General features: G+C 37.1%; 11 protein-coding genes. 6 read left to right on the forward strand and 5 right to left on the reverse strand.

Translation table 11 applies throughout. From position 1 onward, the window contains the following. Positions 1–36 precede the first annotated feature (36 nt). The 6 genes from paaZ to MST30_RS08375 all read left to right on the forward strand — a co-directional run bounded on the left by paaZ (position 37) and on the right by MST30_RS08375 (position 8,557). Positions 37–2,574, forward strand: coding sequence for a phenylacetic acid degradation bifunctional protein PaaZ (paaZ, locus tag MST30_RS08350; protein ID WP_243470965.1), 2,538 nt, complete (start codon positions 37–39; stop codon positions 2,572–2,574). Positions 2,575–2,576: 2 nt separating this feature from the next. Then, positions 2,577–3,335 (forward strand): enoyl-CoA hydratase/isomerase family protein, encoded by a 759-nt coding sequence (locus MST30_RS08355; RefSeq protein ID WP_243470966.1) that lies wholly within the window; start codon positions 2,577–2,579, stop codon positions 3,333–3,335. Beyond that, positions 3,335–3,937, forward strand: a complete 603-nt coding sequence (locus tag MST30_RS08360; protein WP_243470967.1) for an acyltransferase — start codon at positions 3,335–3,337, stop codon at positions 3,935–3,937. The genes MST30_RS08355 and MST30_RS08360 overlap by 1 nt, the downstream gene beginning before the upstream one ends. Before the next feature lie 19 nt (positions 3,938–3,956). Next, positions 3,957–5,267 (forward strand): dihydrolipoamide acetyltransferase family protein, encoded by a 1,311-nt coding sequence (locus tag MST30_RS08365; protein ID WP_243470968.1) that lies wholly within the window; start codon positions 3,957–3,959, stop codon positions 5,265–5,267. 47 nt (positions 5,268–5,314) lie between these two features. Beyond that, entirely contained in the window at positions 5,315–6,382 is a 1,068-nt protein-coding gene (locus MST30_RS08370; RefSeq protein ID WP_243470969.1) for a branched-chain amino acid aminotransferase, read from the forward strand. A gap of 99 nt (positions 6,383–6,481) precedes the next feature. Beyond that, positions 6,482–8,557 (forward strand): alpha-ketoacid dehydrogenase subunit alpha/beta, encoded by a 2,076-nt coding sequence (locus tag MST30_RS08375; RefSeq protein WP_243470970.1) that lies wholly within the window; start codon positions 6,482–6,484, stop codon positions 8,555–8,557. A 56-nt stretch (positions 8,558–8,613) separates the two neighbouring features. Here the strand turns inward: MST30_RS08375 and MST30_RS08380 are convergent, their stop codons facing one another. The 5 genes from MST30_RS08380 to MST30_RS08400 all read right to left on the reverse strand — a co-directional run bounded on the left by MST30_RS08380 (position 8,614) and on the right by MST30_RS08400 (position 13,458). Beyond that, complete coding sequence (locus MST30_RS08380; RefSeq protein WP_243470971.1) at positions 8,614–8,805, reverse strand: cold-shock protein; 192 nt, start codon at positions 8,803–8,805, stop codon at positions 8,614–8,616. 122 nt (positions 8,806–8,927) lie between these two features. Then, positions 8,928–10,604 (reverse strand): SulP family inorganic anion transporter, encoded by a 1,677-nt coding sequence (locus tag MST30_RS08385; protein ID WP_243470972.1) that lies wholly within the window; start codon positions 10,602–10,604, stop codon positions 8,928–8,930. A gap of 117 nt (positions 10,605–10,721) precedes the next feature. Then, entirely contained in the window at positions 10,722–11,276 is a 555-nt protein-coding gene (locus tag MST30_RS08390) for a DUF4136 domain-containing protein (RefSeq protein WP_243470973.1), read from the reverse strand. An 11-nt stretch (positions 11,277–11,287) separates the two neighbouring features. Continuing rightward, a complete protein-coding gene (locus MST30_RS08395; RefSeq protein ID WP_243470974.1) occupies positions 11,288–13,297 on the reverse strand; it encodes a urocanate hydratase in 2,010 nt (669 codons plus the stop codon). Continuing rightward, entirely contained in the window at positions 13,297–13,458 is a 162-nt protein-coding gene (locus MST30_RS08400) for a C1orf53 family protein (RefSeq protein ID WP_171032453.1), read from the reverse strand. The genes MST30_RS08395 and MST30_RS08400 overlap by 1 nt, the downstream gene beginning before the upstream one ends. Positions 13,459–13,638 lie beyond the last annotated feature (180 nt).

The raw sequence follows: 13,638 nt of genomic DNA on the forward strand, positions 1-13,638 counted from the left end.
CGCAGTTGATGCGGAATCTACCATAAAGTTTCAAGTATGAACAAAATACAACACTACGTCCAAGGACAATGGACCACAGGAAAAGAAGAAGGAGCACCAATTTACGATGCCATTACAGGTGAGCATTTTACAAATTGGGCTGTTGAAGGATTAGATATTCCTGAAATTCTTAATTACGGTCGTACAAAAGGAGGAGAAGTTCTACGTAAAATGACCTTTCAAGAGCGTGGTAATATGCTCAAGAAATTAGCACTTTACCTTACCAAGCGTAAAGAACAATTTTACGATTTGAGTTATAGAACAGGTGCAACTAGAGTTGATAGTTGGATTGATATTGAAGGTGGTTTCGGTAATTTGTTTGCCAACGCTTCACTACGAAAATTATTTCCCAATCAACCATTTCATGTTGAAGGTGATCCGATAGATTTATCTCGTGGTGGACGCTTTATGGCGCATCATATCATGGTGCCTAAAAAAGGTGTTGCAGTTCATATCAATGCGTTTAATTTCCCAGTTTGGGGCATGTTAGAAAAATGTGCGGTTAATTGGATGGCAGGTGTGCCAGCAGTGGTTTTGCCAGCTCCATCATCGTCATATTTAGCTGAAGCTGTAGCAAGAGAAATTATCAATTCTGGTATTTTACCAGAAGGAGCTCTTCAAATTATAAACGGAACCGTAAAAACTGTTTTAGACACGGTTGAATCTCAAGATGTGGTGACTTTTACTGGCTCGGCAGCAACAGGTAGATTGTTAAAAGCTCATCCAAGATTGATTGAAGAATCTGTACCTTTTACTATGGAAGCCGATTCGTTAAACGCTTCAATTTTGGGTGAAGATGCTGTTCCGGGAACACCTGAGTTTGATTTGTTCATCAAAGAAGTTAGAAATGAAATGACCGTAAAAGCAGGTCAAAAATGTACAGCGATTAGAAGAATTATTGTTCCTGAAAATTTAGTTGAAGATGTTCAAATTGCATTAGCAAAAGAACTCGATAAAGTTACCATTGGTGACCCAAGACTTAAAGAAGTACGAATGGGCGCATTGGTAAGTAAGCAACAAGTTGAAGCCGTTAAAAGTTCTATTGCAGATATCAGCAAAGAAGCTGAAATGGTTTATGGCAATTTAGATAATATTGAAACCATTGGTGCGGATGCTAATAAAGGTGCATTCATCAGTCCAGTGGTGTTTAGAACTGATGATCCTTTCCAGAATAATGTTGTTCACGAGCGCGAAGCATTTGGACCAGTAAGTACCATTATGCCTTACAAGTCAATGGACGAAGCTGTGCAATTAGCACAAATGGGTAAAGGCTCGTTAGTGTCTTCTATAGCAACTTATGATGATAACATCGCAACGGATTATGTGATAAATGCAGCGAGTCATCACGGAAGAATATTGGTGATTAATCGCGAAATGGCAAAACAAAGTACTGGTCACGGTTCGCCATTGCCTTACTTGGTTCACGGAGGTCCAGGGCGTGCTGGAGGTGGAGAAGAAATGGGTGGAATGCGAGGTATTAAACACTATTTGCAACGTACAGCCATTCAGGGAACACCATCAACCATTACTGAAATTACTGGCATTTATCAGCAAAATGCAAAATATAAGGAAGCCGAAGACCATCCGTTTAAGTACCATTGGGAAGATATTCAACCAGGAATGTCTTTAAAAACACACAAGCGTACACTTACGGATTCCGACATTCAAAATTTTGCGAATTTAACTTGGGACCATTTTTACGCACATACAGATATTACATCTTTAGATGGTAGTATTTTTGAAAAACGAACAGCTCACGGTTATTTTATAATTTCGGCAGCAGCTGGTTTGTTTGTGTATCCTAATAAAGGTCCTGTAGCAGCAAATTACGGTTTGGATTCTATCCGATTTTTAAGACCGTTATACCACAATGATACCATTTATGTACGTTTAACCTGCAAGGAAAAAGTAGATAGAGATGTGTCGTCAACCGAGCATCCAAGTGGTATTGTAAAATGGCACGTTGAGGTTTTTGATGCTAATTTTGAAAACCGTCCAGAAAGTCAAAAAACAGACAAAGATAGTCCGTTGGTTGCAGTGGCTACCATTTTAACAATGGTTCAGAAAAAACAAGAAACATTTGTTGAAATGACTGAAGAGAAAATCAACGAATGCTTATCAAAGTTGAATGCGGATGCCAAACCAAAATGGGGCATTATGACGCCTCAACATATGATTGAGCATTTAGAGTATACTTATAAAATTGCGTCTGGCGAAATTCAAGATTTTGAAATTGCCACACCTGAAAAGATTTTAGACAAGGTGCACGCAAGCTTGTATAACTATAAAAAGTTTCCACAAAACTCTCAATTTCCACAGTTAGAAAAAGACACGCTAGACGATTTAAAACATCAAGATTTAGAAACAGCGATTGAGAAGTTTAAGGAACAACGCAAAAAATACATCGAGTTTTTCAAGGAAAATCCAGATGCTAAATTGAAGAATTTAGTGTTTGGAGTGTTGAATCGTTACGAATCTTACTTACTCGAAAGAAAACATTTAAACCATCATTTTGAACAATTTGGATTAATATAATTATGTCAGAACAACAACCATACGTAAAACAAACCATAGAAAACCAAGTAGGATACATCGAATTTTTTCATCCTGCGCATAACTCATTACCAGGAAATATTCTAGCTGAATTAGCACAAACCATTACTGATGCTGGTAATAATGACGACATTAAAGTTATTGTTCTTAAAAGTGGAGGCGACAGAACGTTTTGTGCAGGAGCAAGTTTTAACGAACTAATCAATATCAATGACGAAGCTACGGGAAAAGTGTTTTTTTCAGGATTTGCTAACGTGATTAATGCGATGCGAAAATGTCCAAAATTCATTATTGGTCGCGTGCAAGGAAAAACTGTTGGAGGTGGAGTAGGAGTTGCGTCGGCAACCGATTATTGTATGGCAACAAAATTTGCAGCTATTAAATTAAGTGAACTAAATGTTGGTATCGGTCCGTTTGTGGTTGGTCCAGCAGTAGAGCGCAAGTTAGGATTAAGCGGAATGTCACAAATCGCCATTGATGCCAATACATTTTATCCAGCAGAATGGGCAAAACAAAAAGGCTTATTTACACAAGTGTTTGAAACTACAGAAGCATTAGACGAAGCCGTAAAAACCTTTGCCGAAAATCTTTGCAATTACAATCCAGAAGCTATGAAAGAAATGAAAACAATCTTCTGGCAAGGTACCGAAGATTGGGATACGCTTCTAGCCGAAAGAGCAGCCATTAGTGGTCGTTTGGTATTGAGTGATTTTACAAAAGAAACATTAAATCGATTTAAATAGTGATTTACGAATTTCAAGGTTATATACCAGTCGTTCACGAAAGCAGTTTCGTTCATCCATTGGCAACGGTTACAGGTAATGTCATCATTGGCAAAAACTGCTATATTGGTCCAGGTGCAGCCATTCGTGGAGATTGGGGACAAATTATTTTAGAGGATGGTGTTAATGTGCAAGAAAATTGTACGGTTCATATGTTTCCAGGTAAATCCATTGTCTTAAAGGAAAGTGCACACGTTGGTCACGGAGCCATCATTCACGGAGCTAATTTAGGTCGAAATTGCCTAATTGGTATGAATTCGGTGATTATGGATGATGCTGAAATAGGCTATGAAAGTATTGTCGGAGCAATGGCCTTTGTTAAAGCCGAAACTAAAATTCCACCTCGCAGTTTGGTGGTTGGTAATCCAGCAAAAGTTGTAAAGCAAGTGAGTGATGATATGATTGAATGGAAAACCAAAGGGACAAAATTATATCAACAATTGCCAAAAGATTGTCAAGAAACCTTGAAGGAAGTCGAACCACTTCGTGAAGTGCCAAAAGATAGAATTGTACAAGAAAATACGTATGCTACATTACGTGATTTTATGAAAAAAATAAACTAACAAACGCTAGTTAATAAGAATGTCAAAATTCGAACTAAAAATGCCCAAAATGGGTGAAAGTATAACCGAAGGAACCATAATTAATTGGTTGGTTAATGAAGGGGATACCTTTGAAGAAGGTGATATAATTTTAGAGGTTGCTACCGATAAAGTTGATAATGAAGTACCAGCTCCAGCTTCTGGAACTATGGTTGAAACCAAGTTTCAAGCTAAAGATGTTGTTAAGGTTGGTGAAGTTATTGCCATATTAGAAGTTGAGGTATCGAGTTCGAAGTCGCAACCAAAAAAAGAAGTTGTCGGGTCGAGTGCAGTCGATATGTCTCAAAAGAAAACTAAAAAGAATCGTACAATTGCATCAAGTACAGTTGAGAAACCTAGCTCAAATTCATTTTCGGTTAATAATACAAACACGTTCTTTTCACCGCTAATCATTTCCATAGCCAAAGAACATCACATCAGTTTTGAGGAATTAGCAAGGATACCAGCAACCGGAAAAGGAGGACGATTAAGAAAAAGTGATGTATTTAACTATATTGAAGATGGTAGACCTTACAAGTTTGCACAGCCTGTAGTACAAGATCCAACAGCATATCGTATTCCGCAATTAGAGTTTGATAAAGGCAAGGGCAAAATCATAGAAATGGATCGTATGCGCCAAATGATTGCCGATCATATGGTGTATTCCAAGCATACGTCGCCTCACGTTACCGCTTATGTTGAAGCTGACTTAACCAATATGGTAAACTGGCGAAACGAAAATAAGGTTGCGTTTCAAGAAAAATATGGTGAAAAACTAACCTTTACACCATTGTTTGTTGAGGCTGTGGCTAAAGCTGTTAAAGATTTTCCAAATATCAATGCTTCAGTAGATGGTAATAATATCATTGTAAAAGAAGATATTAATATAGGTATGGCAACCGCTTTACCAAATGGAAATTTAATTGTTCCTGTAGTGAAAAATGCAGATAATAAAGATTTAAAAACATTAGCGGCAAACGTTAATGAATTGGCAAATAAAGCTAGAGAAAACAAGTTGGCAGGTGACGATATTAAGGGAAGTACATTTACAATTTCTAATGTTGGAACGTTTGGTAGCGTAATGGGAACACCAATTATCAACCAACCAGAAGTTGCCATTTTAGCCTTGGGAATTATTAAAAAAAGGCCAGAAGTCATAGAAACCGAATCAGGAGATGAAATCGCTATTAGAAGTATGATGTATTTGTCATTATCCTTTGATCATCGTGTCGTGGATGGTTTCCTAGGTGGAAGCTTTGTTCGTCGTGTAGCTGATTATTTTGAACAATTTGATACCAATAGAAAAATATAATTAACTGTCATCCTGAACTTGTTTCAGGATCTCATCAATTTAAAGTTATGTCTTACAACATATCCATCCAAAAAGTAGAAAAATCAAAAGTTGAAAACATCGATTTCAACAACATACCATTAGGAACTGTATTCACCGATCACATATTCATTTGTGATTATGAAAATGGCGAGTGGACCAACCCAAGAATTCAACCTATGGGATTAATACCAACGCATCCAGCAGCTATGGCTTTACATTACGGACAAGCCATTTTTGAGGGTATGAAAGCAACGGTTGATGCTGAAGGTAATCCGATGCTTTTTAGGGCAGATGAAAATGCAAAACGTATGAACTTTAGTGCAGACCGTATGGGAATGCCAAATATATCTAGTGATTTATTTGTTGAAGGTTTGAAACAATTGGTTGACTTAGAGCGCAACTGGATTCCACCAATGGATGGTAGTGCGTTGTATTTAAGACCGTTTATGTATGCCGATGAGCCTTTTATTGGTATGCGTGCGGCAACCCACTATAAATTCATAATCATGGCATCGCCTGCTGGGCCATTTTTTAGTAAGCGAATTAAACTTTGGGCTGAAAAGAAATTTATAAGAGCCGCTCAAGGTGGAACAGGTGAAGCCAAAGCAGCGGGAAATTATGCTGCAGCAATACGTCCAACCGAATTGGCAAAAGCAAAAGGTTACGATCAGGTGTTGTGGTTAGATGCAGTAGAACATAAGTATATTCAAGAAGTAGGAACGATGAATATCTTCTTTAAAATTGAAGATAAATTCATCACACCAGAATTGGATGGTTGTGTCTTAGATGGTATCACAAGGAAAAGTGTGATTAGTCTTTTAAAAGATCAAGGATTTGAAGTTGAAGAACGAAAAATAACAATTGATGAAATAAAAGAGGCTTCTAAAAATGGTACTTTAAAAGAAGCTTTTGGTACAGGAACTGCTGTGGGTATTGCTTACATAGAAAGTGTTGGTTTTGGTGACGAAGAAATTTTTGTTTCAAAAGATAGTCCTGTTGGTCTTGAAATCAATCAAAGATTGAATGATATTAAAACAGGAAAGATTGAAGATAAATTTGGTTGGATTACCAAAGTCGAAAAAGAATTAGCATAGAATTTATTTTGAAATGAATTGTCCCCTTGAGGGGACTTTAGGGGTGTGAGAAAAGAATACGTATAATTAAAGAGATTCCTGCTTTCGTGGGAAATAGTTATGAATAAAGACATATTAAAAAAAGGATTTTCAAATTTATGCACAGCCAAAGCAATGGCAGAATTGTATGAAGAAAACTTCAAACAAGTTTCAAAATACGTTCATGCTACATCAAGAGGTCATGAAGCTATTCAGACCGCTATAGGTATGCAATTGTTACCGCAAGATTATGCATTTCCGTATTACAGAGACGATGCGATGTTGTTGGCTTTTGGATTGCAGCCTTATGATTTAATGTTGCAGTTGTTGGCAAAAAAAGATGATCCTTTTTCTGGAGGAAGAACATACTATTCGCATCCGAGTTTAAAAGATGCTGATAAGCCTAAAATTCCACACCAATCCTCAGCAACAGGTATGCAAGCTATTCCTGCAACAGGAGTCGCAATGGGTTTGCAATATTTGGAAAAACAGGGACTTCAAAATTCAAATGTCATTCTGGAGGATAGTGAAGAATTGCAATTAAACCCAATCACTGTTTGTAGTTTAGGCGATGCATCAGTCACCGAAGGCGAAATTGCGGAAGCCTTTCAAATGGCAGCTTTAAAGCAAATGCCAATTCTATATTTGGTGCAGGACAACGGTTGGGATATTTCGGCAAATGAAGCAGAAACCAGAGCGCAAAGTGCTTTTGAATATGCGCAAGGTTTTCACGGATTAGAAGCCATTTCTATAGACGGAGCTAATTTTATTGAAAGCTACGAAGCTTTAGAAAAAGTTATAAAAACAATTCGTGAAGAGCGTCGTCCATTTTTGGTTCATGCCAAAGTACCGTTGTTAAATCACCATACTTCTGGTGTGCGAATGGAATGGTATAGAGATGATTTGGAAGAAGCAAAATCACGTGACCCTTATCCAGTTATTAAACAACAATTATTGGATAATGGGTTTTCAGAAAAGGAAATTTCAGAAATAGAAAAAGAGGTTAAAGAAAAAGTGCTATCTGATTTTGAAAAAGCACAAAAAGCAGAAGACCCAAAACCTGAAGATTTATTTACGCACGATTTTGCACCAACTCCAATTACCGAGGAAAAAGGTGAACGTTCACCAGAAGGTGCTGAAAAAGTGGTGATGGTAGATTGCGCTTTATTTGCTGTTGAAGAATTAATGAAAGAGCATCCAGAATGTTTGCTTTACGGTCAAGATGTAGGTGGACGACTTGGAGGTGTTTTTCGTGAGGCAGCGACTTTAGCGCAGAAATTTGGTGATGACAGAGTTTTCAATACACCAATTCAAGAAGCTTTTATTGTAGGTTCAACCGTTGGGATGAGTGCAGTAGGACTTAAGCCAATTGTTGAGGTTCAGTTTGCCGATTACATCTGGCCAGGACTCAATCAATTATTTACCGAAGTAAGCCGTAGTTGTTATTTAAGTAACGGAAAATGGGCTGTAAGTATGATTTTGCGTGTGCCAATTGGTGCTTATGGTAGTGGTGGACCTTACCATTCGTCTTCAGTAGAAAGTGTGGTGACCAATATTCGAGGTATAAAAATAGCTTATCCAAGTAATGGAGCAGATTTAAAAGGCTTAATGAAAGCAGCGTATCACGATCCAAATCCAGTAGTAATTTTAGAACACAAAGGCTTGTATTGGTCTAAGGTTCCGGGAACGCAAGGCGCAACTTCTGTAGAACCTGCCGAAGATTACGTATTACCTTTTGGAAAAGCTTGGTTGTTACAGGAAATCTGGAAGCAAGACGATGTAGAAACGTGTACCATTGTAACTTATGGAATGGGTGTGCATTGGGCAATGAATGCTTCAGGAGAATTGGGTTTAAAAGACCAAATAGAAGTTATAGATTTGAGAACACTTTATCCTTTAGATGAAGCAACCATAATGAAGTCGGTTAAGAAAACAGGTAAATGCTTAGTAGTAACCGAAGAGCCAAGTAATAATAGTTTTGCGAGAGCCTTATCTGGAAAAATTCAAGAAGAATGCTTTAAATATTTGGATGCACCAGTAATGACAATTGGTAGTGAAAATATGCCTGCGATTCCATTGAATTCCACATTAGAGCAAACCATGATTCCTTCTATTGAAAAAGTGAAAGCTAAAATTGAAATGTTATTAGATTATTAAATAAAAAAAGCCTATCATTTTTGATAGGCTTTTTCATAAAAAGATTTTAAGTATACTTATATAACTTTTACATTAACTGCATTTAATCCTTTTTTTCCTTCTGTTAAATCGAATTCTACATTGTCACCTTCTCTAACCTCATCAACTAAACCAGAAATGTGTACAAAATGCTCTTTGCTGTTTCCTTCTTCTGTTATGAATCCAAAACCTTTAGAGTCATTAAAAAATTTTACTGTACCAGTACTCATATTAAAATATATTAAATTAAGTGACGAAGGTAGTCTAATTAATTGATTATCAATTAATTTTATTGATTTAATTTCGTTTTTAATTTTAAAGACCTAAGCCTTAGGTCTTAGCACTTATCTTTTTATAAATCGTATTCCGAAAGCGGTTTAGTAAACTCTTCAGGATTAGCTGCTAAATAATAACGAGGATCATTAATATCTTCAACAATCACCTCTTTAAACTTAGGGCTCGCTTTATACATTAAGGCTTTACAGTCTTCGCTAAGATGTTTTAGTTTTAAGCTCTTTCCTGCAGCTTCATATTTATTTACCAAATTGAAAATAGCTTCCATAGCAGAATGGTCACTAACGCGAGATTCAACAAAATCTATTTCTACATTTTCTGGGTCATTTTTTACATCAAACTTAGAGTTAAAACTCTGAATAGATCCGAAGAATAAAGGTCCCCAAATTTCATAAGTTTTAGTGCCATCTGGTTGTATGCGTTTACGTGCTCTAATCATTGTAGCACTTTTCCATGCAAATACTAATGCAGAAATAATTACACCAGCTATAACGGCAACCGCTAAATCTTTCCAGACTGTAATTGCAGAAACTGCAATTAGCACAATAGCATCAGAAATTGGGATTTTACGAATAATTCTAAAGCTAGACCAAGCAAACGTACCGATAACCACCATAAACATTACACCAACAAGTGCAGCGATTGGAATTTGCTCAATCAATGGTGCAGCAAATAGAATAAAACCTAATAATGCCATTGCTGCAAATGCACCAGACAATCGACCGCGACCACCAGAATCTACGTTGATGATGGATTGACCAATCATAGCACAACCACCCATTCCACCGAATAAGCCATTCAACATATTGGCACTTCCTTGAGCAATACACTCGCGATTTCCATTTCCTCTGGTTTCAGTGATTTCATCAACAAGGTTTAAGGTCATTAGAGATTCTATTAAACCTACAGCAGCCAATATAAACGCTGTTGAAATAATCATATCCCAATGTCCAGCAAGTGTTCCGAATAATCCAAAAATCTGATCTTGAAATGTTGGAAGACCACCTTCTAAACCTTTACCACCACCTTCAGCAATAAAAGAGCCAACAGTACTCATTTCAATTCCACCAAAAATAGTAATGCAAGCTACGACGATAATGGCAACTAAAGCAGCTGGAATTTTCTTGGTAAGTTTAGGAAGTCCGTACATAATTCCCATAGTCAATCCAATAAAGCCCATCATTTTCCAAAAGGCAGCATTTGAGAATAATGCAGAAAACCATTCAGAAGTATTTCCTAAAAACGAAATATCTTGTGGTACAGCATTAGGGAATAATTTTAATTGTGATAAGAATATGACTATAGCCAAACCATTAACAAAGCCCATCATTACAGGATGTGGAATAAGTCTTACGAATTTTCCGAGTTTAAAAACACCTGCTAAAATTTGAATACCACCAACTAATAATAGGGTGATAAATAACCATTGAAGCCCAAGGTTGTCGATAGGTGTATCTAGGTTCAGTCCAACTTCATTTCCTTTTTGAATGAGGTGCACCATAACCACTGCCATTGCACCTGTTGCACCAGAAATCATTCCTGGTCTTCCACCGAACAACGCGGTAACAATTCCCATCATAAAAGCACCATATAATCCAACCAATGGATCTACACCAGCAACAAAGGCAAATGCAACAGCTTCTGGAACCAATGCCAAAGCAACGGTAAGGCCTGATAAAATATCGTCTTTAGGGTTTTGAGTAAAATTCTTTCTTGTAGTTTGACCTAAAATCATAACATTTTCATTTTGAAGTCGGCAAAGATAGAATATTTAAAATAATAGGAGGTTTGGGAATTGTAAACAAAAAAAGCACTGATGACTCAGTGCTTTGTGTTATTTGCTTAAATTCTATTATTTAGAAGGTGGAAATTGTTCTAAAGTTTTAGCAACAAATTCTTTGATTCTGGCTTCTTTCTTGTCAACATTATTAGTTACCAGATATCCAGTTCCAGAACCTTGCCAGATTAATTCCTTTTTATTGGCATCAATAAAATCTATGAAAAGCATGCCTTCAGTAGACGTAGAAACGTTACTTCTTCCCCAGCCAGGATTCCAGCCCCAACCCCAACGATTGTAGCCTCCCCAGCCCCAAGCTCCATAGCCCCAAGCGTTGTTGTAAACATCAACACGTTGATTGGATTTGGTAAAGATACTTACTAGCATATCTGGATTTTCAGATTTAGTCATACCTTTCGCCATCAATTCGGCTTCAATAGCTCTTAGGATTCTTCTTTTGTCGATATCACTTATTTCTGCTTTATCAATACCTGGTTTAAAAAACGCAAAGGTTTTGTATTGGTCAAAATTAGCCTCTCTGTCATAGTCGGCTGCAACTCTTACAGAGCTACAAGACGATAGAAGAATGGCTAAAACTAAAATCGGAGTAAATTTGAGTAGTTTCTTCATATCACTTTTTTTTAAATGTTTTCTAAAAGATCATCATCAACAGTGTTTGGTAATGTTACTTTTAAATTTGGTTCAGTTTCCATAGCGCGTTTTATGGCGAAAATAGCCCCTTCATTCCTTGCCCAACTTCTTCTTGAGATTCCATTATTAACATCCCAAAACAACATTTGTTTGAGACGTGTTGATGCTTCATTAGTACCATCAAGAACCATGCCGAATCCACCGTTAATTACTTCGCCCCAGCCAACGCCACCACCATTGTGGATGCTTACCCAAGTCGCTCCTCTAAAACTGTCTCCAATTACATTGTGAATTGCCATATCTGATGTGAAACGTGAACCATCATAAATATTACTAGTTTCACGATAAGGTGAATCCGTGCCAGAAACATCATGATGATCACGACCTAAAACAACATAACCAATATCGCCTTTAGCGATAGCGTCGTTAAAAGCTTGAGCAATTTTCATACGACCTTCTGCATCTGCATATAATATTCTGGCTTGTGAGCCAACGACTAATTTGTTTTCCTGAGCACCTTTAATCCACTGAATATTATCAGCCATTTGCTGCTGAATTTCTTTAGGTGAGTTTTTCATAATCTCTTCTAAAACTTCACATGCAATCTCATCGGTTTTTGCTAAATCTTCTGGTTTGCCCGAAGCACAAACCCAACGGAATGGTCCAAAACCATAATCAAAACACATTGGTCCCATAATATCTTGTACATAGCTAGGATACTTAAATTCGCGACCAATAGTTGGATTTTCTGCCATGACATCTGCGCCAGCACGAGAAGCTTCAAGTAAGAAGGCGTTTCCGTAATCAAAGAAATAGGTGCCTTTCTCTGTATGTTTATTTATTGCTTTTGCATGACGACGTAAACTTTCTTGTACTTTGGATTTAAAGAGTTCAGGATTGTTTGCCATCATTTCGTTAGAATCTTCAAAAGATTGTCCAACTGGGTAATAACCTCCAGCCCAAGGATTATGTAGTGAGGTTTGGTCGCTTCCTAGATCGATATGAATGCTGGCTTCATCAAATTTTTCCCAGACTTCAACAACATTTCCTAGGTAAGCAATAGAAATAGTTTCTTTGTTAGCTTGAGCATTTTTAACTCTTGTAACCAATTCGTCTAAATCAGAAATTTTTTCATCAATCCAACCTTGGTCTAATCGTATTTGAGTGATTTTAGGATTTACTTCAGCGCAGATGGTTATACAACCAGCAATGTTTCCTGCTTTTGGTTGTGCACCAGACATGCCTCCCAAACCAGAGGTAACAAAAATGTGTCCTTTAGGTGATTTGTTTATTTTTCTAAAGCCGTTTAAAACGGTAATCGTTGTGCCGTGAACAATACCTTGAGGCCCAATATACATGTAGCTTCCGGCTGTCATTTGTCCGTATTGGGTAACGCCTAAGGCATTGAATTTTTCCCAATCGTCTGGTTTAGAATAATTAGGAATCATCATACCGTTGGTAACAACAACTCTCGGAGCTTCTTTGTGCGAAGGAAATAAACCCATAGGATGGCCAGAATACATCACAAGCGTTTGTTCGTTGTTCATTTCGGCCAAGTATTTCATTGTAAGTCTGTACTGTGCCCAGTTTGAAAATACAGCACCATTTCCACCGTAAGTAATTAATTCATGTGGATGTTGCGCCACAGCATAATCTAGGTTGTTCTGAATCATCAGCATAATAGCTGCAGCTTGCTTTGATTTTGCAGGATACTCGTCAATTGGTCTTGCGTACATTTTGTAATCAGGACGCAAGCGGTACATATAGATACGGCCGTATTTGTCTAATTCTTCCTTAAACTCTGGTAATAACGTACTGTGGTGTTTCTCATCAAAATAACGCAATGCATTTCTAAGTGCTAACTTTTCTTCTTCGGGAGATAAAATTGCTTTTCGTTTAGGCGCATGATTTATATTTGGATCGTATGGTTTTGGTTGAGGTAAAGTGTTAGGGATACCTTCCATAATCTGATCCTTAAATGATAATTTTGTTACTTGCATTATTTCTTTTTTAATTTCTCTTTGTTAAATCCGTATGGGCAATGTCTGCAACCACTTTCACAACAATAGCCGCGCTTTAAGTGATATTGCTCTGTAAAGCAGCGATAACCTTCGGGTGTTAAATAGTAATCACCTTCTTCTATTGGGACATATTTTTTCATCTCCTACAAAGATAGTGTAATTTGGATTGATTTTTGATTTGAAAGCACTGTGATACTAGTTTCAAAATATTTAGTGCCTAGAGGTTATATAGGTTTAACTGTTTTTCCTTTTATGTTTTTAAAACACAAAACATTGAAAGGGAATAGCGTGTTGATTAATCATGAAAAAATTCATTTGAG

It is taken from the genome of Winogradskyella sp. MH6 (assembly GCF_022810765.1).
In the GTDB taxonomy this organism is placed as follows: Bacteria; Bacteroidota; Bacteroidia; order Flavobacteriales; family Flavobacteriaceae; genus Winogradskyella.